Origin of the sequence: Mongoliitalea lutea (assembly GCF_014652135.1) — a bacterium.
Classification (GTDB): Bacteria; Bacteroidota; Bacteroidia; order Cytophagales; family Cyclobacteriaceae; genus Mongoliitalea; species Mongoliitalea lutea.
The window spans coordinates 1-22232 of the sequence record NZ_BMYF01000009.1 but is presented as its reverse complement, the minus strand read 5'-3'; the positions used below and the strand labels follow the sequence as shown (position 1 = coordinate 22232).

The following is a 22232-nucleotide window of genomic DNA, read 5'->3' as shown; positions in this document are numbered from 1 at the left end:
ATTATGGATGTTGTTGTTCATGGTACAAAAGACGGATGGAATAAGTTGTTTAAAACGAATAATCCATCTTATATTTCTATTGATATTCGTAATAATTCAAATAATGATCGTTGTCTTGGGAGGGCAGGTTACTCAATTGCCTTCGCTGAAACTGGTTGTATTTTTTCAAAATTCACAATTGTAAGAGACTCCTTAAGAAATAAAGCTATCGGCCATATTTCATTTGATCTTTTTATTTCAGACAATGAAAAATTGGCCAATGGTGGAAAAGATATTAAATTAATTCTGGATCAATTATCTGATGAATATATTAAAAAATACGTCTTTGATTGCAAAGTTAATCAAGGTATAAATGATCGGGTAATTAGAGAAGATTGGTCCTATGTGGATGATATTTTAAAAAAATTTCAAACTACATTAGTAAAAAACAAATATCCCCGATTTGTTTCGGGTGAAAAGGAGGCTGCATATATTTTACTTGCTAGTGAGTCTGATGTAGAGAAGTATTTTGATAAACCTTATCAAGAAGAATATTTATCATTTAAACAAGTTTACTTTTTAAATGTAAAGGATGAGTCAGATTTAACAAACTTTTTGGAGGTAATAAGAAATTCAGGTATACAATTAAAAGATATCGACCTTCATAACGATTACTATTACTTAAGTGGTTTAGAGCACTCAAAACCATGTAAACTTTTTGCAAATGATCGTTTACTTTCAAACGATAAGTATCAACATGTAATCAGGGCAAAAGATGACCTACTGTTAATATGCGATAAAGAGTTTTTTTCTTTTAAACCCGTATCAGGTAAGTTAAGTGATACAAATTCTGATATTCATAAATTCCTAAAGTTAGAAGGTAACAAAGTATCATTGGCCTATGAGGTAATAGAGAGAGAGGAATACCTAGTGCCTGAAAAAAAAGAAATACCTGTTCGCTTTTCAACAAGGAAGGACAAGAATGTTAGGGATGTGTCCATTTTATGTAAGTCATCAAGGGATAAAAATAAAGATCTTAAATCAAACCAAATCTTAGTATTTAAAGGCGAAGAAATTGGTGAATCATGGGCTATTTCAGCAGAAAAAGGAAAGAATTATTCTTCTGAAGAAAGAAGTTTTTATCCAAAAAATATTTACGAATTAGAAATTTATTTAGATGAAAGTAAAATAGTAAATTTTTTAGGCCAAATTGAAGGTGAAAAAAGTCCAATTCCCGCTAAGGATCTATTTATAAAAATAGAACAGACTAACAAATCCTCACAAGATGGGGAAATAGAATTTTTTGAAAATGAAATTGATAATAATTATATCGTAATAGCCAGATATAAAAATAAGAATGGTGAATTTTCCGGGACAATAAAATTCTGTCCAAGAGATTTAGATAAGGTCCAAATCCCATTAAAAAAGCAAAATAAACCACGATACAAAATAAGTGCAGGGGATTTTGGAGTAAAGGTAGAGGGCTGTCCTGATTTTACCTATGACAAAGATGGAAGTGATGTAACTCGATTTATCAAACCGCATAAGGGATACAAGTTTAAAGGATTTAGCCTAAGACCTTGGCAGAATAATAGTGAATATGCTGGTCAGCTTGTGGCAAAGTATGAAAAAAGGTCATGGCTTAGTAAACCCAAAATTATAGCTTCTATTGTTGTTGGAGCTATCCTGTTGTTGACAAGTGGAATTGGTGGATGGTATTACTATGCAAGTAATAAAAAGCAATCACCTACAAAAAACCAAATAACTCAATATTTAGAGGGAGATGAATTTATTTTAAGCAAACTTAAAGAGTATGAAAGTGAGTGGATACTGCAATATCCTAAAGCAAAAAAGTTAAGCTTTTTTGATAACTTATTTTCAAAATCCCAAAATCTAGGTATTGATTCGGTAGAGTTAAGTAACTGGAGCATCTTAAAAGAAAGAATTGACTCTGCAATCATGATTCGAGAAAAAATAGATAACGTAGAATTTTTGGATTTAAAAGGATTTAACTTTTCTCGAAATCAAATGGAATTCAAAAATCTCATAGATGAATTGGACAGTACTAACCTGATAAATATCAATAATGAATTAACTAATAGGCGAAATATAAACTCTCTGCTACTACATGAAATAACTGAAATCATCAATGAGACCCAAAAATCAACTGAAATACAGATTGATTCACTCGATTTAAATAATGAGACAACAATTTCAACAAATCTTATAACTCCCAATGAAAGTACCAATAAAGAACAAAGTCGAAATAGAAAAACACAAGAAAAACAAAATACAACGCCTAACGATGCTATAACCATTCAGTTAAAAGGTGATGAATTAAGTTTCAATAAATTAGAAAATTTAAAAGCAAATGGTGTACACTTAAATAGTATTGAAATATATCAAAATTTTTGGAAACTAATCCAAGACCAAAAAAGAGAGACACAGGATTATAGAAAAATATTAGACAGTGTTAATAAGGACCCTGTATTAAAGGATAGTGAACTTAAAAAGTATTTGTCACAAATAACTAAAGATGAAGATGCTTTTAACAAATATTTGGAAATCCCAAAGCCAAATTCCGAAGAGCTTACCATAAAAGAACTCAAAAGATGAAAAATATTAAAATAGGTTTACTTGTAATTTTAGGGCTTGCTATAGTCTTTGGTTTTTTCTATTGGAGTAATGAAATCACACCTCCTCCTCCTGTAGAAGAATCAGATAATCAGTTTATCCAGAATGTTAATGGTAAAATCAAAGAATTATCAGGGGTACCTGAAAGCAGGTTTAGTCAGTCTTTATATGCTGAAATTGAATATTTGATTAATGATTATTATACAAATGACAGGTTAGGAAGTAATCCAACAGAAAATGAGCAAGTAAAATTAAATTTAACAAAATCACTTTACTCCACTTATGTTGAAAAATTTGTAACTCAAGCCTATTACGTATTCAATAATCTAACATGGGATCCAGCAGATTTACGTTTTATTAAAAATGAAAGTCTTTCCTTGAGACGCTCCCCTTTGTTAGCTGCACAAAGTCAAGTAGAAAGGCAGCTGAGCGAAATTCAAAGGATTATCAGTCAGTATGAAGAAATAGAATCCTTTATCCGTATCTGTAAAAGCTTTAGTTATCTTGAAACAGGATTGTCAGATAGGTTTCCAATAGATATTGTTACAGAAAAAATTAATAGCTCTCTGGAAATCAATCAATCTAGATTTGGAAATCGCTATCTTTTTAATTGTGTGAGATTAAATGAAGATTTGGGGAATATTCCCGAGATTTTATTTACTGCCCATGTAAAGTATCTTGATAATAAAATCAACAATTGGTCTGGGGCTTATATAAATTTTAACTCTCAGCGTACTTATGCAGATAATGTATTCATTCCAATCTCCAAAGAAATTGAAACTATAGACAACGATATTTACAATAGTTCTAGATTCAATCAAGAATATCTTTCCTTAAAAAGGAAATGGGATAGCGATGCTCAAAAAGCATATAATCACTTTAACCGTCCACAATAGAACTTTAAAGCAATTATGAAAAAATTAATTTTTATAGGGCTATTCTTTTTTGTCATAGGTTTTATTAATGCACAAACCGACCCAATTCAGGAAATTAAATCTAAGGCTATTCAAATTGACAGTTTAAAAAGACAAATTATACTTGAGCAAAATAATTCAAAAGGAATTCAAAGTAGCTTACTACAATTAAGAGAACGATACAGAGTCAGGGGGGATTCTTTAAACCTTCTAAATGGTCGTTTACAAGAGTTTGAAAAAACCAAGAATAGTCAAAGAAGTATAGAGACACAACTCAAACTGAAAAGCGATTCAATTGGTCTTTTAAAGAGTGAGTTAAGAACAGCAAAAAACGAGATTATTTCAGAAAAAAATAAGGGAATAACTCTTGCCAAACAGGAAAAAGAAGCAGGGAAAATTGAATTATTAGATAAGATCTCTCAAAAGTATGCTAATACTTCTTTTGACGACTTGATTAGGATTACAACAAAGTATTCGGTCGAAAAAGACTTTCAAATTGTAAGTAAAACCTCAGAAGTTGCGGGGCAATTGGAAAAGCTCATTATTTATCACAAGGCTGAAAATCTTCTTCATGAAAAATTTGATAAGAGCAAAGTGAATCTGGAACTTAAGAACCTAGATGTTATTTCTGAAGAATCACAACTAACTAATCAATTGCGTAAAAAAATCCAAGATTATGAAATAGTTAATCAAGGTTTGAAAAACGCTCTTGCCAAAATCAACCAAATAGACCAAAGTGAATTGGTTAGAGGTATGCCGACAGAAATACAAAACACCAAACTTGGTAAAATTCTAACAGAGTTATCCTCCTTCACTTTTAATTACGATTTAAAGGAAAATAATTATCCCTATTTAATTGAGATAACTCTTGAAGTAATGCGGAGAAAGCATCCTAATCCAGATGCCGATATAACAGACTTATTACTTAAACTTTAAAAATACATTTATGCTACGTTTTCTTTTTTTCATTTTTATCATTGGATATTCGGAGTATGCATTTTCCCAAGCATCATCACTCTCGAGAGCAAATGAATGTTTTAATTTAGGTGATTATTCTTGTGCCATTCGAAACTTTGAAGCTGCACTTAGGAATGCAACTGGTAGAGATCGGCAATTAATTGAGATAAATATCCTTAGAGCAAAAAGTTGCTTAGAATGGACAACTGAAGCTAATTATTTTTTTGAAAAAAGGGATTTTGAAAATGCAGCTACTCTTTACGAAAATGTACTTAAAGAAAACCCTAATGATGAATTAGCTAGGATTCAATTAGAAAAATGTAGAGCTGAACTAATTTCCCTTAAACTATCAAAAAATTCTTTGAGCTTTAGTGCAAAGGGGGGATCAGTTGATGTTTTAGTAACGACCAATGCAAGTTCATACAGTATTATATCTACACCATCTTGGTGCAAGGCATCAATAAATAATTATGGAGTTTTAATTGTTTGTGAGGATAACTCTGCTCTGACACAAAGAGAAGGTCAGGTAATCATACAAGCCGAAGGGAAGAAAGAACAGATAAATATTTTACAGGAAGGGAAAGTTCCTGATATTGAGATTTCTTTGTCAAAGACAGGTTTTATCTTTGAGGGAGAAAAAGAAACAAAAGAAGTTATCAGAGTACTTACTAATGCTTCTTCATACTCGATAGTTAATTTGCCTTCTTGGATAAAAATAGAGCGAAAGGTGGCTGATTCATTTATAATTGTATGCCTTGAGAATAATACAACTGCACAGAGACGTGGTTCATTTCAAATAATAGCGGGAGATAAAGAAGTAAATGTTCAGGTTCTTCAAAATGAAGGGAAGAAGCCAGTTTTTGAAAATGTTGCACCCAAAACAACAACAGCAACTACAACAAAAACTAATACCCAAAAGCCACAGCCTAGAGAAAACTGTTTCAATTGTCCACTTACCAATGAAATTCTGGGTTTTTCTCTCGGCTATAATCGATTAGTCTTTGATCCAATCAACAATAGAAGTTTGAATTCTGCATCTCAATTAGAAGGGCTAAATATAGGTTTTTTTGTAAATCCTCTTTTGAAATACGGGTTTGGAATACAAGTAGGTTTTTTTGTCGATTTTTATACGGACAACATAGGGAATTCTCTTTTTGGTGATTCTTCGTTTGATTATTATTCAGTCAAACTACCTCTTCATTTACAGTACAGATTGAATTTTTCAGAATCGTTTAATCTTTTTGTTTTTGGAGGACCAAATCTTACATTTTTTGAAAGCAGTAACACCAATGATGCTGCTTATCCTTTAATATTTGAATATGGGGTTGGCATGAGAGTTGAAAGACTACAATTTACTTTTGGGAAAAGTTCAAGAAGCTTTTATACTAAAGGAGCTGAAGGTTTTTTCTATATAGGTACACCAGATTACACCTATCAAAACTTAATGTTAAATGTAGCATATATGTTTTAAAATATTAGATTTGTAGTTTTCGGATAATTCGCATTTCAAGCGAATAAAGAAAGGAAGGAAAGTGAAATGTTTGTCTATGGGGCTTTGGCCTTACTATTTCAACCTCTCTTTAAGATACCGCTAGGTAGGGAACTCTGGAATATTGTAGATGTGATAGTTGGGGTGGGCCTGTTGATTTCTCTAAGGAAGAAAAATTAGGTTCTTTCCAACAAACCATTTCTTGCCAAAATTCTTTAAATTGGCTTTTAGTAATTATTGAAAGATGTAAATCAATAATAATTAGGGCTCTAGTAGGCCCTTCACTTTTGAATTCTACTGCGTACTATGACTCCTAAACCCAACCAAAACCCTGAGCAAATCGCAAGAGACTTGATTGACTAACAATTGTTGCAGGCGGGTTGGTTGGTACAATCTAAACAGGAAGTCAATCTATCTGTAGATAAGAATGTAACTCTGAAGGAATATCTCAGGGTATAGCGCCGGAAGGATGTGTCGAATAACCAATAGTTTTATTAATTTGTAAATAGGTAAATCATAATTTACCCAGGATTAAGTTTAAAAAACACGTAAATGCAAGCAAAACAACTCCGTCAACTGGAAGCCGAATTATGGAAAGCTGCGGATCAGCTCAGAGCCAATAGTAAATTGACGGCTTCTGAATACTCCATGCCCGTATTGGGGCTTATTTTTTTGAGACATGCCTACAACCGTTTCCTAAAAGCCAAGGAGGAAGTGGAAGCGAGCCTGCCCTTTCATCCTGTTCGGGGAAGACGGCCTGTCAATAAAAAAGACTTTGAGGAAAAAAATGCCATGTTCCTCCCCGAACAAGCACAGTTCGAATACTTGGTAAGCCTTCCGGAAAGCGCTGAAATAGGAGAAGCTATTGACCATGCGATGAAGCTGATTGAGGATGAATACGACAACCTCAAAGGGGTGTTGCCCAAAAACTTCTCCATTTTCAGTAAAGACTTGTTGCGGGAACTGCTCCGTATTTTCAATAAAGAAGTATTGCAGAAAGCCGAAGGCGATTTATTCGGGAAGATTTACGAATACTTTCTCAACAAATTTGCCATGACCGGTGCACAGGAAGGGGGAGAATTTTTTACGCCTATGAGTTTGGTGCAGACGATTGTGAATGTGATTGAACCCGATCACGGTATTGTGTTTGACCCTGCTTGCGGATCTGCGGGTATGTTTGTACAAACAGGCTATTTCATAGAAAGTGAAGGACTGAAACCTGCCGAGAAGGTTACTTTTTACGGACAAGAAAAAGCCGAACTCAATACCAAACTCGCCAAGATGAACCTTGCCGTGCACGGACTGGAAGGAAATATTCAGGAAGGCAATACTTTTTACGAAGACAAGCATGACCTCTTGGGCAATGCAGATTTTGTTATGGCCAATCCACCTTTCAATGTGGACGGGGTGGATAAGGGAAAAGATGCTGTCAAAAAAGATCCACGCCTGATTCTGGATGGCAAGGTCAACTTGCCCAAAAATGACAATGCCAACTACTTGTGGATACAGTATTTTTACAATTACCTGACTCCTACCGGAAGAGCTGGTTTTGTTATGGCTTCCTCGGCCAGTGATGCTGGACATAGCGAAAAAGACATACGGGAAAAGCTGGTAAAAACAGGTGCCGTTGATGTGATGATGGCGATTGGTAACAACTTTTTCTATACCCGTTCATTGCCATGTACGCTCTGGTTTTACGATCGGGCCAAGGAAAAGGACGAAGTACGCAAGGATCAGGTATTGATGCTCGATGCACGGAAGATTTTCCGCAAAGTCACTTCCAAAATCAATGATTTCAGTCCAGAACAACTGAAAAACATCATCTGCATAGTAAATCTATACCGGGGAAATACACGAAAGTTTGAAGAAACTATAAAGGACTATTTGGAAACGTCTGCTTCGCTGGCCAAAGAAACAGCTCAGGCTGTCAAGGGCTTGCAGGAACAGTTTAGAAAAGTACATCAATCAGTAGTGGATTTTGCTGTAAAACTCGCGGAGCAGGATAAAAGTACCCAAGCTTATGCGGAATCATTGGTCTTGGATGGCTGGGATGCGGTCGAGCAGCAGCAAGAAGACCTAATAGCCCTTGCAGCGCAGGCAAGCGCTGAAGAAGTTACTTTGGAAGCCGTAGCCCATGGATGCAAACAGCTGCGTAAACAACAGGATAAGTTGATCAAGCAATTGCTGGATGCCATTGGTAATGGTCAGAAGGAGTTCCAACTCATGAAAAACAAAGACTGGAAAGAACTTGGACTGAAAGATCAGCTCGACCTACTGAAAGCCCTGCAACAGCAACTGAGCGGCAACCCCAATGAAGAAGAACCCGGCTTGTTGCACGAAACCGAATATTTCTACAAGCAAGCCCATTGGCTGACGAGCCGTTTCCCCGAAGGCGTTTATACCGATGTGGAAGGGCTGTGTAAAGTAGTAACCCAAGCAGAAATAGAAGCCAAAGACTGGAGCCTAAGCCCAGGCAGATATGTAGGCGTGGACACCGCTACTGATGATGATTTTGACTACGAAGAACGCCTGAACGAAATACACATTGAGTTGGACGGACTGAACGAGGAGGCTGTTCGATTAGCGGATATGATTTCAGAAAACTACAAGCAAATCGTCTGAATCACGGATTAAAAGGATTTTAGGATTACACAGATTATGAATACGGAATTAAAATATAAGGACATAACAGGAAAAATAATCGGGGCTTCTTTTGAGGTGCATAAATTCCTGGGAAATGGATTCTAGGAAGTGATTTATCAACGGGCATTGGCCTACGAAATGCGAAAAGCGGGATTGGAGTTTGCAAGAGAAATTGAGCAGGATATATTTTACAAAGAACTTGAAGAACCCATAGGAACCCGAAGAGCCGATTTTGTAGTAGAAGGAAAAGTATTGGTAGAGTTGAAGGCCATTTTACAATTGGAAGATATGCATTGGGCACAGGCTCTCAACTACCTGAAAGCATATAAACTGGATGTGGGGCTGCTTATTAATTTCGGCAGCAAGAGTTTAACCTTTAAAAGACTGGTATTATGAAAGTGAATAACTATCTGCATCACAAACACTGTCAGAATCACGGATTAGAGGGATTAAAGAATTTGACGGATTTGAAATCTGTGAAATCAAAAAATCCGTGCCATCTGAGAAATCCGAGAAAATCCGTGATTCTGACAACCATTTCTGAAAACTATAAAGAGTTGGCTATATGATGGCAAGGCTTGGAGATATAGCAGAATTTATCAACGGAGGAGCTTGGAGTGATAAGGAATACACTAATACAGGCATCCCAGTAGTTAAGGTTACGAACCTGAAAAACGGTACTGTTGACTTAAACGAAGTAAATTATATCCCAGAATCAAGTTTGGATAAATATGGGAGACATATGCTACGCAAAGGAGATTTAGTAATTGCTACAGTTGGTTCCCATCCAAACTTAGTAGCTTCTGCAGCGGGTAGAGCTACTATTATTCCCTCAATTGCCGAAGGTGCATTATTAAATCAAAATGCTTTATGTATAAGAGCCAATAGCGAAATATTGTATCAAGGCTATTTAGGCTACTTGGGTAAATCTGATTTATTTCAGGGGTATGTAAAATCGGTTGGAAGAGGAGCTGCAAATCAGGTGCGAATTGCACTGGGTTTAATAAAAGAATTTTCATTTGAGCTTCCCCCACTCCCCATCCAACGCAAAATCGCCTCCATTTTATCGGCTTATGATGATTTGATAGAGAATAATTTGAAGCGGATAAAGTTGCTGGAGGAGAAAGCGTTTTTGAGGTATAAGGGGATTGTGAAGGAAGAGAAATTGGAAAAGCATATTCTGTCTGATTTTGGAGATATAATTACAGGTAAAACACCTTCAACCACTATCGGTGATTATTTTGGTGATGATGTGCCATTCATTAAAACTCCAGATATGCACAATCAAATTTTTATTGAGCAAACAGACCAAATGTTAAGTGAGCTTGGAGCAAAATCACAAGGAAAAAAATTCCTTCCACCATTAAGCCTTTGTGTAAGTTGCATTGGAACAGCGGGAGTAGTCGGGATTACTTCTAAACCAAGTCAAACCAATCAACAAATCAATTCAATTGTTTTTGATGAGCCGAAAAATGTCTATTTCTTTTATGCGTTAATGTCGCAAATGAAAGAGCAACTTGATGCTTTAGGAAGCAATGGTTCGACTTTCACGAATGTTAATAAAAGCAAGTTTGAGAATATGGAAGTCTTTGTTCCAAATCAAGAAATATTAAATGAGTTTGCAGAAGAATTTGAAGCTCCATTCAGCCTTATTCTTACACTGCAAAAACAAAACAGCAAACTCCGTGAGGCACGGGATATTTTATTACCAAAATTGATGAATGGACAAATAGAAGTGTAGATTATGGCTGATTTAATATATAGTGTCAAAAGTGTATTTCAGGACTATGTGAATAATGGTCAATTGTATAATATTCCTGGATACCAACGTGGCTATAAATGGACAGAACAGCAAGTTGAACAATTGCTAAAGGATATTCACGAATTTGAAACAGGTGGGGATGATGACCTATTTTATTGTTTGCAAAACATTACACTTGTAGAGAAAGATGGGAATTTTAATGTCGTTGACGGACAGCAACGATTGACCACACTTACTCTACTTCTTTCTTATTTTGATGAAAAAGCACTTGTAAAAAACAAAATACATTATGCTGTAAGAGAACCGTCCAATATTTTTCTTCAAAAAGTAATATCCAATGAGGATGATTTCATTGAAAATATTATTGAAAGTCAATCTTTTGAGAAATTTATAAAAGAAAGGAACTTCGACTTTCAAGATATTTATTTCATGTATACCGCAATTAGATGCATGAATAGTTGGTTTGGCAGAGAAGATAAAATAGATAAGAACGCTTTCAAGAATAAGTTGCTTAATAATGTCAAATTGATAGTAAATCGTATTTCAGGTATTGAAGAGCAGGAATTATTTATGAATCTTAATGCAGGCAGGGTTCATTTAGATGGTTCAGATCTCATTCGTGCTATCTTGATTACAAGAGTTGCTAAACAAGAAATGGAAGAGTATGATTCATCAGAAGTTAAAACCGTTGTAAGATTAAATGAACGAAGGGTACGAATAGGTTGGGAATTAGACGAAATCAATACATGGTGGAGTAAAGACGAAGTAAAGGCTTATTTCAAATCCTTTACGAATATTGAAACAGGAGAAAAAGAAACTATAAAATTTAACCAGGAAAAACACCCTATAAACTGCCTTTATAAGCTTTGGGCAGAGAAAAAGAAAGAAAAGAGTATTCGCCTTACGATATTCGAGCCTAAAAAAACAGATTCGGATACTAAGAAAAACGATGCATTGTCATTGTACGTTTCTATTATTGGGCTTCATAGAACACTAAAAGATTGGTATGAGGATAGGGAGATTTATCATTTTCTTGGATTCTTGTTTTCACTCAGAGTAATTGCTTTTTCTAAAGTTTGGGAGAAGTGGAACAGTGAAAATATAACCCGATTAAATTTTATAGACTTTTTAAAAGGAGAAATCCAAAAAGCAGTATTTGGACCTGAACCAAAAGAGGGAGACGAAGAAAATTCAGGTATCACATTTTTGTTGCATAAAATTAAAGATTATAATAGCAATACACCTACTTACTGGAAAGGGATACCTGAACTTCAAAAAATATTGCTTCTTTTAGATATTATCGAGCATTCAAAGGAAAAAGACAAGGGAGTACCACTTCCGTTCTTAAAACCTCTATATTTCAAAAACTATAAAGAAGATGAAGAACATATTTACCCGTCAACACCTTTGGATATAACAGAAAAAAAATTCAAGGATTTGAAAGATCCAATGAAAAGTATAGAGGATTACCTTAACAAACTAAATGTTGGATCTGAATATGATAAATTGATAAAATGGGAAATTAAAAACGATGAATGGCAAGATTTTACTGCGGAAGAAAAAAATGGAAAATTGATCTCTTTAAAGAATGAAATCCATCAAAAAAGACCCATCAATTCAATTGGTAATCTTGTATTGCTACATCTGAGTATCAACAGAGGATTTGGAAATGATTACTATGCAAATAAACGAATTTGTGTGATTAACAATACTGAAAATGGGCATTATGTAAGACAGCATACGCTAAAAGTATTTGTAAAGCAAACCGAAAGTTCAGATTTAAATGATTGGACGATGCAGGATATAACCTCTAATGCCGATAAAATTTATAATGTTTTATCAGATTTTTTTACCGTAAAAGAGACTAACAATGGCTAAAAAAGCATCTGCATACTTAAAGGAGGAGAACCTGTTGACGTTATTGTCTCAGAACAATTTTATTGTTCCCGAAATACAACGAGAGTATGTATGGGGAGAAAATGAAGGAGTCATCACAAAATTTTTATCCGATTTAAAAAATAAAATTGGATTATGTTGTAATGAATGTAATCTACCTTCTTCAGAAAATAAAATTAACATTGGATTTTTGTATTCATACAAACCGGATTATGTAAAAATAGAACATGACCGATTTTTAGATGAAAACCTAATTGATGGTCAGCAAAGATTTACCACCTTATTTCTTTTGCTTTTTTATTGCGCCTTGAAGGAAACCAGATCAGATGGTAAGAACCGCAAAGAAGAATTTCTGACACTGATTCGTTTTGAAGAAAAAATACGCATGTGTTTTGATTTCAGGGTGAGAGATTTAACAAAGAGATTTATGCTTGAATTAATTGAAAAAGTTGATTCAATTGAGCAAATACAAAATATTGACAAACAAACCTGGTTTCTTAAAGATTACAAGAATGATGTTAGTATAAAATCTATTCGCAATGCTTTAGGGTTTATTCAAAACATTTTTTCTGATAATACAAGGTATTTCAATCACATTATTAACTATGTGGTTTTCTGGCATTTTAAAACAGAAGCCACATCACAAGGCGAAGAACTTTATATCACCATGAATGCGCGTGGTGAGGAATTGGCAGACAATGAAGTTACCAAAGCGGCTTTGATGGTGGGTGGTTCTGAAATTTATGAGTGGGGAAAAAAATGGGAAGAATGGCAACAATTTTTTTGGGAAAACAGAGATAAAACCAACCCTAACCCAAGCGCTGATAAAGGATTCAATGGATTTCTATCCTGCATTGCCGGATTAGAATCGTACTTAAACTATGACAACTGGGATAATGCAGAAAAGGATATTCAAAAGCTACTTACTCTTGAAAAAGTTGAAAAATACATAACTGCTTTTAAACTACTTATCGACAAAAGAAGCGAATTCGAAAAACATTATTCCTATTCAGACTGGATACAAAAGTGCTTTGATAAAATCTGGGAAATAATTAATAAAAATGAAACTGACTGGATGGTTGATTACAAAGATAAAAACAAGTCAACTGAAAGGAACAGGATGGTATTTATTTGGTCTTGGTTGTACTATTTAATAGAATTAAAGAGCGAGTCAAAAGAAATTAATATAAATGAACTTTATCGTGTTTTGAGATTTTTCTTCATCAGATATAGCAATAACAATAGATCAGTTTTAACATTAAAGATGACAGTAAATGGAATTATACACAATGGAATTTTCATGTCATTATATCAAGCGATTGATACAGCTGAGATTAGTCCTGAGGAGGAAACCGATACGAAGCTAAGAACAATTGAAGAGTCAGTTAAGTACATTTTTCTGAGTAGTATAAAAGAAGATATTGACTTTATACAAAAGGAAGAATTAATCTGGCAAATCGAAGACCATCCTTTAAATCTTGATGGAAGTGATGTCGGAAATATAAACATAACCCATTTAATTGATTTAAATGATTCAACAACAATTAAGAAACTTACTGACGTGAGAGACACGTTTTTTGAACTATTTCCAAATGGCACAAAGTCTGGCTCTCCGTTACTAAAAACGATACTCTTACACTATGGAGATTTTTGGAAAGACACTTCTTACTATCACAAACGCTATGATTTTTCTGATTGGAAACGAAATATAAGAAAGGTTGAATTTAAAACATTTATAGACAGTCTAATTGGAAAAACATTAGAATTACGCTTAAATGATTTACAAAATGAATTCTTGACAAAACATAAAACAGATATTAAAAATTCAGTAATCGCATTATCTGCTGGTTATTCATTGCGTGAAAAGCTAATTTTTTATTCATTCTTTATTTCTTCAGAAGAACTATGGTCACAAGGAGAGAGAGTAATAATATGTGATGAGATTGAATATTCAAGGCTATTTATAGATGAGAATCAAATAATCTATAATTCTAAGGGAAACTTTAAAGGAGATTGGGGAAATCTAGATCTATGGGAAAAGGTTAAAGAGCAAGTAGTAAACCCTCTAGATGAACTTAAAAGAAAAATAGCATGACTTGGGAATATTCAGAAGATAATTTAATAAAACAAACAGCGATTGATTATTTTTTCAATCAGTTGGGTTGGGATACGCTATTGGCTTACAATAAAGAAGGCTTTGGCGAAGGCAGCACTATAAAAATCAAAAAAACCGAACTCTTGGAGGAACGGGAAATTTTATTACTTAAACCAATGAACGGACAAATAGAAGTGTAAATGCTTGATGGAGTAGGAAATAATCGTTTAATTTGCAACAATTAACTTAAAAGTGAAACAAAAACTTGCATAATTCAGTTATAAGTGAATACATTTGCACTCGAAATATTTGACGACCAAGGGCAAGTTTGCACCTTTTACACCGTAAGGTGGGAGGACGCTGCCCTTTCGGAAACCGATAAGTTTTTCGTGAAATATGAAAACGACAGCACCTTTCAACGGCCAATGCAGGAATTGGCAAAGTTTATCTCTAACAAGATTGGAGATGAAATGGGTGCGTTGGAAGATTTCTTCAGATTTGAAAATGCAGCTCAAGCACTTCCCCCATCTGGCACATACAAAGTGGAAGACCTTTACATCAATTTTGGCAATTTTCCCCTTCGCCTGTATTGTTTGCGGATTTCAGAAACGTTGGTGGTGCTGTTTAACGGAGGTGAGAAAACATCCGAAACAGCACAAGGAGGAAAAACAAGTATGGCATTTCAGGAAGCCAACATTTTTGCCAAACGCATTTTGGATGCATTAAGAGAAAAAGATATTTACATTACAGCTGACCAAAGAGCATTCCGTTATTATGATGGCAGCGATGACATAATAATCTAAAAGACAAAAAATATGAGAAGCAAGGTTTTTCAAAGAATATTAGACAACACCCCAAAGGATGTTGACATCTTTGTGGATTGGTATGCCGACCTGGTGGTTCGCATCAATCAGCTATTGCGTGAAAACAATATCAGCAAAAAGGAACTCGCAGAAAAGATGGACAAGAAACCATCTGAAATTTCCAAATGGCTGAACGGTGAGCATAATTTCACCTTGCGTTCACTGGCAAAATTGTCGGCTGAATTAGGCGAACCTTTAATGGAAGTGCCGAAGCGAAAACCACACGCTACTTTTATTAGTGGCTATAGTCGAAGTGTCCACACATTTGTCGTCTATAAAAAAAATGAACCTGCCAAACCATCAAAAGTTATTGAATGGCAGAAGGCAAATGAATTAAATCCATTAAGTAATGTCGGATAACAACAACATATTTGACCCTGAGAAAATCAGCATCGTAGAATTTAAGATGGTGAAAGGCCAGGTAGATGTGCCCGAAGAATTTGAAACTGCAAATATTGAGGGACATCATCTAGACAATTCATTGCAATTAGGTTTTAACCTTGACGAAAAACTCGTAAAAGCGCACTTTACGATTGAAATAAAAACGGAGAGCAAAGGTCAAAATGCCAAAGAAGCCAGCGGAAATTTTCACTTAGTTTTTATCTATCACGTAGAAAACCTGAATGACTTAGCAAAACCTGATGACAAGAATTTAATTGAATTGCATCCCGGATTAGCCAATGCACTTTCATCTGTAACCTATTCCACATCAAGAGGCATTCTTTTAACCCGTTTACAAGGTACGGCATTGCAAAACTTTGTCTTGCCCATTATTAACCCGAACAAGCTGCTTCACAATAAGAAAAATGGATGACTTGGGAATACTCTGAAGATAATTTAATAGAACAAACAGCGATTGATTTATTTTTCAATCAGTTGGGCTGGGATACGCTATTAGCTTACAACAAAGAAGGCTTTGGCGAAGGCAGCACTCTGGGCAGACTGAACAAAAAAGAAGTGGTGCTCAAAAAGATTTTCCTGGAGAAAATCAAACAGTTTAATCCCGGATTGCCTCCTAAAGCGTATGAAGAAGCCTATGAAAAACTGATGGAGGAAAGCATCACCAAGTCATTGGCTGAAATCAATTACGAAAAACACCAGATGCTCCGCAATGGTATTCCAGTTGACTTTGTCAATGAAAAGGGCGAGCAGGTTAAGAACAAGACCATCAAGATTTTTGATTTTGATAATCCGGAGGAAAATAACTTTTTGGCTGTGCGTCAGCTTTGGATTCAGGGTAAAAGCAACCGGGAAAGGAGACCGGATATTATCGGTTTTGTCAATGGTGTTCCCTTGTTGTTCATTGAGCTAAAGGCAGCCCACCGTAAATTGGAAAATGCCTATACCGACAACTTCACAGATTATAAAGATGTCATCCCCAGACTTTTTTACTACAATGCATTTGTACTGTTAAGCAATGGTATTGAAAGTCGCATTGGAAGCATCACGGGTAAGTATCAACACTTTCATGAGTGGAAAAGGATTACAGAGGAAGATGAAGGTATTGTTGCTTTGGACAGGATCATCGTCGGTGTTTGTGAGAAGAAGCGCTTTCTGGATTTGTTTGAGAATTTTATCTTATTTGATAATTCCCTGGGCAAAGTAGTAAAACTCATCGCCCGTAACCATCAGTTTATCGGGGTCAACAAGGCCATTGAGAATATACAGCAAAAAGAAGGGCTCTATAAGCAGGGTAAAATCATTTTGGAAGAGAAGCAAAAACTCGGTGTATTTTGGCATACCCAGGGAAGTGGAAAATCCTACTCCATGGTATTCTTCTGCCAAAAAATCCATCATAAGTTTACAGGAAGTTATACTTTTTTAATTGTTACCGATAGAACAGAGTTGGGCAATCAGATATATGGTACCTTTAGCGGAGTTGGGGCTGTACCTACTGTTAAAACAGGTAATAAAACTTCTCTTAAAGCTTCCAGTGGCAAAAATCTGCAAGAATTGTTAGGTTCTGAAAACAGATATCTCTTTACACTTATCCATAATTTCAATTTTAAAGAAGAGGTCACCAAGCGGGATAATATCATTGTCATTTCAGATGAAGCACACCGTACACAAGGTGGAACTTTGGCGATGAATCTACGGAATGCATTGCCCAATGCCTCATTTATTGGATTTACCGGAACTCCGCTTTTCAAAGATGATGAAATTATTAAGCGTATTTTTGGTGATTATGTTTCCCGGTACGATTTCAAGCGAAGTGTGGATGATGGTGCCACCGTTCCGCTTTACTACGAAAACAGAGGAGAGTATTTGGGATTGAAAAATCCCGTTATCAACGAGCAAATAAGGTCTGTAATCGATGCGGAAAGCGAGGATTTGGACAGCGACCAACGTAGCAGGGTAGAACAACTTTTCTCCCGTGAATATCCAATACTTACTGCAAAAAAGAGATTGGATGCCATTGCCAAGGATGCCGTTTGGCATTTTTGCAATCGGGGTTATAAAGGTAAAGGGATGTTTGTCGCATTGGATAAACTCACTGCCGTAAAAATGTATGACCTGATTACAACGCATTGGCATGCTTATGCGGCGCAACTGGAAAAAGAAATTTCCAGAGGGAAATATGGTGATCAGGAAGTGTTGGAAAAAAGCCGTGAACTGCAGTGGATAAAGGAAACGGAGATTTGTGTGGTGGTAAGCTCTGAGCAGAACGAAATCCAAAAGTTTCAGAAATGGGATTTGGACATTGAGCCACATAGAGAGAAAATGAACACCCAGGATCTTGAAACACGGTTTAAAGATGAAAATGACCCTTTCCGCTTTGTAATTGTCTGTGCCATGTGGATTACAGGCTTTGATGTGCCCACCCTTTCTACCTTGTATTTGGATAAGCCTTTGAAGTCGCATACGTTGATGCAGGCCATTGCAAGGGCCAACCGCATCAGTGAAGGCAAAAACAACGGTTTGATTGTGGATTATATAGAAACATACTCCGCCTTATTGGATGCTTTGGCCATCTATGGATCAGGAGGAGAAGAACCTAGTGGTGGGGGTGAAAAACCTGAACCCCCTGTGAAACCCAAAGAAGAACTTATTCAGCAATTGGAAGAGGCCCTAAAGGCAACGGAAACCTTTTTACAGGACGAAGTAAGTTTTGATCTTCAAGAACTTATCCAGGCGGATGGTCTGCACAAACTCGCAGCCATGGAAAAAGCTGTAAACGCTGTTTATACCAATGACGAAACCAAGAGGAAGTTTCAGGTTTTGGGAAGGGAGGTTTTCAAGAAGTACAAGGCATTGCAACCTGACAAAGTATTGAATCACTATGCACCACGGAAAAACGCCATCGATGTTATTTACACTGCGATTGATGACAATATTGAAAGTGCAGATGTAACCGATATTATGCGTAAGATTCAGGAGGTAGTAGATCAATCCATTGAGAACATGGTTGCTGAACCTGGGCACAATGAAGAAAAAATCATTGACCTCAGTGGATTGAATTTTGAGCTGTTGGAACAGTACTTTTCACAAACCAAAAATAAAAATGCTGCTGTTCAGTCATTGAAAGAAAAGGTAGAGAAGCAGCTCAAACAAATGGTAGAACGCAATCCATTGACCGTCGATTATTACAAACGCTATCAGGAAATCATAGAAGCATACAATAGAGGAAAAGACGAAGTCGTCATCAAAGAGACATTTAGGAAATTGATTGAACTTGTCAATTCTTATTCCGCTGAAGAAGCGGATACCAAGCGAGAAGGCTTGACTGAGGAACAAAAAGCCATCTTTGATATACTAAAATCAGGAAAAGAACTGACCAAAGCGGAAAAGGAGGACGTTAAGCGGGTCGCGATTGAGTTATTGGAGGACCTTAAGAAAGACAAACTCCAAATAGATTTATGGGCTGAAAAGTCAGGTACTGCTGCTTCCGTCTTTAACTTAGTTAACAATACACTTTTCAATCAAATGCCCTATTCTTATCAAACAGAGGAATTGGATTATAAAACCCAATTGGTGTATGATCATTTGAAGAGTCAGTATTATGGAGGTGGAAGAAGTTTGTATGGGGCTTATTAAGGACTTAATATAGTAAGACATGCTCACCGGCTCCACCTAGGTATTTCATTGTCCTGACTGTCAGCAGGTACTCTTAAGTCAGACCATTGTGTCTATGAATGGCCTGCGGGCGAAGTATTATTCGGATGGGAGGATAGAAGGGCCGTATTATTGTGAGCAAAGTTGTATCACAGAATGCCCCTGATTGTGGCTGTATTTTTTGGTTAGACCCCAGGCATCAAGCAGATGCATCAGCGGGTTGTGGTCGATGATCGGTGGGTATTTCGGCTTCAGTTGGGGACGGGGATTTGGTTTTTGGAAAGGGAGTGAGATTGCTGGAAGTTTAGTAATCAAAGGCGTTTTTTGACTTCTAGAGCCTTTTTCCCCTCAAGACTGATTGTTTTCTTTAATCATAGCATCTACCGCATCTTCAATTTCAGTATATACATAAACATTATCTGAAGGAGGTGATTGATCATTTCTGTAAAAACCAAATTTTCCTAAGTGTCTATTAAAATCAAGAAAAATAGTTTCATACCTGAATTTGAAACTGATTTTTGGATTTGAATTTTCTCCTTTTCCATAGATATATTCCATATTCAGATTTATGTGTCTATTCCGGCGATACTGGGCCACTGATTCCGGAGTATAGTGGGCCACTTTTTACGGGAATCATTGGGCCACTTTCCTACTGCAATTAATGTTAATTAAATCAAACGTCCAATTTCTTTTTTTTTCTCATTGAATCTCCCTCGAGTTCTATTCTATGTGAGGAGTAAACGAGCCTATCGAGTACGGCGTCTGCGATACTGTTATCACCAATGGTTTCATGCCATTTTTCCACAGGGATCTGTGAGGCGATGATAGTTGAGTTCTTTTCATAACGGTCCTCCATGATGTCCATTAATGCGTGCCTGGCCTGATTATCCATTGGTGCAAGACCAAAATCATCTAATATCAGTAAGGGGGTTCTTTCCAGTTTTTTAATCAGACTGTGATAAGTTCCTTCTAGTTTGGCAAGCCTTACGGCGTCGAACAGGCGGGCGGTATTATAGTAAAGGGTCCTTTGCCTAAACTGGCAAGCTTTGATGCCAAGGCACTGTGCCAGATAACTTTTCCCACATCCGGTAGCTCCTGTGATGATAATGTTTTCCCTGTTCTTGATAAAACCGAGTCCAAGCAGTTTTTCAAAAACCGACCTGTCCAGTTTCCGTGGGGAATGATAATCAATGTCGGTGGGTGAGACACTCTGTCTGAAGTTTGCCTGTCGGATCAGGTTGTCAATGGTCTTGTTGTTTCTGGACTCCCACTCGCTGTCAACCAGAAAGGTCAGCAGTTCATCAGAAGAATATTCCCTATAAAGATTTTCAGTCAGGCTTCTGTTGTAAAGGTCAGCCATGGTTGACATACGCATCTGTCTCATTTTTTCGATTGTACTGTAATGGTTCATATATCTTGTAATTAAGTGGTTGAGTAATCTTGGGGGCATCATTTGTATGAGCCCCTGATATTTCTATGGTCCGGTGTTACATGGTCTTGTCCGGAAAACAGGTCTGTTATATCCATTTTGTTTTTCAATATCTTTTCAATGGTATGATAGCTGGATTTTTCAAACCCCAATGCCCTTTTGCAGGCATTTTCAATCCGTTCAGAGGTGTAGCTTTTTGTCAGACCAAGTATGCCCTGGGCCTGCTTGTATCCGATTTCAGGGTAGTCATACTGACTGATAAGCCGACTTATGTAATTTTTGGTATCAGGTCCTATTTTTTCTGCTCTTTTTTCAAAGTATTCCGGGTTCCAGTTGTTGTAGTACTGGTGGCTGCTTGGCATGTGTTCCCCGACAGTTGTATACGTCCCGGCCTTGTAACTTCTCTTATGAAAGGCGATCCTTTCATTGCGGTAGAATATTTCCACGGTATCCTGGTTATACTGTATCTCCACCGAAAGCCCTATAAAGCGGTATGGGCAGCTGTAATAGTTCTTATCCTCACTCATGTAAACATGGGATGTTTTTTGGACAGTACCCCTTTTATAATTCCTGATACTGTATATCCCCTGAGGCAGAGGTTGAAGGAAAGCTTTTTCGGTATCTATAAAATGACTTCTGCGGCTGCCGTTTCCATGACTGAACAGATAATCATTGTATTCCACAAGCCTGTCCGCAATAGCATCATTGAGCTGGGCAAGACTGAAAAATGTATGCTGCTGAATGGGATAAAATATGCGTTGGTACACAAGGGTGACGGCACGTTCTACAAGAGCCTTATCCTGCGGTCTGTAAGGCCTGGTCGGATCCAGGGAGCATCCGTAAAACAGACCAAAATCAGCAAAAGTTTTGTTAAGGACAGGGGCATACTTAGACACCTTACTTACAGCTGACTTGAGATTATCCGGAACAATGGCGTACGGAACCCCTCCGAGCCATCCGAGACAATAAACCAGGCAGCTTATAAAGTCCTCACGCTTTTGGCTCGGAACGGCCCTCACGTACGTATATTGGCTGCAGGGAAGGACGGTAACAAAGACCTCTACGGCTATCTGTTCCCCTGTACTGCGGTCAACATAATGAAGTTTTTTGCCGCAGAAGTCAACAAAAAGCTTTTCTCCTGCCAGATGTTCGAGCTTGCCGCTTACATTGTTGCGTCTACTCCATTGCCTGTAATGCCAGGTAAACTGGCTGTATTTATACCCGTCAGGATTTTTTTCAATATATCCCCTCCATAGAATCTGAAGGGTACACCCAGGTTTGCGGAGCTCTTGCTGGATAAAGGAAAACATCCCTGAAAGCTGTTCATATCTCTGCTTTTCGGTCTGACCGTTTTTACTGAAAACATCTTCCAGATCGCTGTTTTCAAGCAATAAAAGTTCGGAATAACCAAGAGATAGTTCCTTGAACCTACCTACATAACTGTCAACCGTTTTTCGGTTGATCCCCATAAGTTCGGCAACCTTGCGGTTGCTCAGACCTTTTTGTTTAAATAAAATT

At 36.6% G+C, this 22232-nt stretch carries 17 protein-coding genes and 1 pseudogene; 15 read left to right on the top strand and 3 right to left on the bottom strand.

The genetic code is table 11. The features are described from left to right. Positions 1-3 precede the first annotated feature (3 nt). The 15 genes and pseudogenes from IE080_RS08585 (at position 4) to IE080_RS08520 (ending at position 19267) form a co-directional block, all read left to right on the top strand. Positions 4-2595 (top strand): hypothetical protein, encoded by a 2592-nt coding sequence (locus tag IE080_RS08585; RefSeq protein ID WP_189580735.1) that lies wholly within the window; start codon positions 4-6, stop codon positions 2593-2595. Further along, entirely contained in the window at positions 2592-3509 is a 918-nt protein-coding gene (locus IE080_RS08580; RefSeq protein WP_189580734.1) for a hypothetical protein, read from the top strand. The genes IE080_RS08585 and IE080_RS08580 overlap by 4 nt, the downstream gene beginning before the upstream one ends. Positions 3510-3524: 15 nt before the next feature. Continuing rightward, positions 3525-4463 carry a rhoptry family protein gene (locus tag IE080_RS08575; RefSeq protein WP_189580731.1) on the top strand — a complete coding sequence of 313 codons (939 nt, stop codon included), beginning with the start codon at positions 3525-3527 and terminating at the stop codon, positions 4461-4463. A gap of 10 nt (positions 4464-4473) precedes the next feature. After that, complete coding sequence (locus tag IE080_RS08570) at positions 4474-5955, top strand: BACON domain-containing protein (protein WP_189580728.1); 1482 nt, start codon at positions 4474-4476, stop codon at positions 5953-5955. 39 nt (positions 5956-5994) lie between these two features. Then, positions 5995-6153, top strand: a pseudogene (locus tag IE080_RS19730) (DUF6804 family protein); the annotation flags it as partial. A 372-nt stretch (positions 6154-6525) separates the two neighbouring features. Further along, positions 6526-8595: a type I restriction-modification system subunit M gene (locus IE080_RS08565; RefSeq protein ID WP_189580725.1), complete on the top strand. Its 2070-nt coding sequence runs from the start codon at positions 6526-6528 to the stop codon at positions 8593-8595. A 129-nt stretch (positions 8596-8724) separates the two neighbouring features. Continuing rightward, on the top strand, positions 8725-9012 hold the full coding sequence (locus IE080_RS08560; protein ID WP_308428159.1) for a GxxExxY protein: 288 nt from the start codon (positions 8725-8727) through the stop codon (positions 9010-9012). A gap of 169 nt (positions 9013-9181) precedes the next feature. After that, on the top strand, positions 9182-10357 hold the full coding sequence (locus IE080_RS08555; protein WP_189580722.1) for a restriction endonuclease subunit S: 1176 nt from the start codon (positions 9182-9184) through the stop codon (positions 10355-10357). A gap of 3 nt (positions 10358-10360) precedes the next feature. Further along, the gene (locus IE080_RS08550; protein ID WP_189580718.1) at positions 10361-12256 is read left to right on the top strand and encodes a DUF262 domain-containing protein; all 1896 of its coding nucleotides are present in this window, start codon (positions 10361-10363) and stop codon (positions 12254-12256) included. Beyond that, positions 12249-14369 carry a DUF262 domain-containing protein gene (locus tag IE080_RS08545; RefSeq protein ID WP_189580715.1) on the top strand — a complete coding sequence of 707 codons (2121 nt, stop codon included), beginning with the start codon at positions 12249-12251 and terminating at the stop codon, positions 14367-14369. Before IE080_RS08550 ends, IE080_RS08545 begins: the two co-directional genes overlap by 8 nt. Further along, positions 14366-14569, top strand: a complete 204-nt coding sequence (locus tag IE080_RS08540; protein WP_189580712.1) for a hypothetical protein — start codon at positions 14366-14368, stop codon at positions 14567-14569. Before IE080_RS08545 ends, IE080_RS08540 begins: the two co-directional genes overlap by 4 nt. 84 nt (positions 14570-14653) lie before the next feature. Beyond that, positions 14654-15172: a hypothetical protein gene (locus IE080_RS08535; protein WP_189580709.1), complete on the top strand. Its 519-nt coding sequence runs from the start codon at positions 14654-14656 to the stop codon at positions 15170-15172. Positions 15173-15184: 12 nt separating this feature from the next. After that, positions 15185-15592, top strand: a complete 408-nt coding sequence (locus IE080_RS08530) for a helix-turn-helix domain-containing protein (protein ID WP_189580706.1) — start codon at positions 15185-15187, stop codon at positions 15590-15592. Continuing rightward, positions 15582-16046, top strand: a complete 465-nt coding sequence (locus IE080_RS08525; RefSeq protein ID WP_189580703.1) for a hypothetical protein — start codon at positions 15582-15584, stop codon at positions 16044-16046. The genes IE080_RS08530 and IE080_RS08525 overlap by 11 nt, the downstream gene beginning before the upstream one ends. Next, entirely contained in the window at positions 16043-19267 is a 3225-nt protein-coding gene (locus tag IE080_RS08520) for a type I restriction endonuclease subunit R (RefSeq protein WP_189580700.1), read from the top strand. The genes IE080_RS08525 and IE080_RS08520 overlap by 4 nt, the downstream gene beginning before the upstream one ends. A 366-nt stretch (positions 19268-19633) precedes the next feature. Here IE080_RS08520 and IE080_RS08515 read toward each other — a convergent pair whose 3' ends face one another. The 3 genes from IE080_RS08515 to istA all read right to left on the bottom strand — a co-directional run. Next, positions 19634-19843 carry a hypothetical protein gene (locus IE080_RS08515; protein ID WP_189580697.1) on the bottom strand — a complete coding sequence of 70 codons (210 nt, stop codon included), beginning with the start codon at positions 19841-19843 and terminating at the stop codon, positions 19634-19636. Positions 19844-19958: 115 nt separating this feature from the next. After that, positions 19959-20660 carry an IS21-like element helper ATPase IstB gene (gene istB / locus IE080_RS08510; protein ID WP_262893054.1) on the bottom strand — a complete coding sequence of 234 codons (702 nt, stop codon included), beginning with the start codon at positions 20658-20660 and terminating at the stop codon, positions 19959-19961. A 74-nt stretch (positions 20661-20734) separates the two neighbouring features. After that, a partial coding sequence (gene istA, locus IE080_RS08505) for an IS21 family transposase (RefSeq protein WP_189580691.1) occupies positions 20735-22232 on the bottom strand: 1498 nt, incomplete at its 5' end.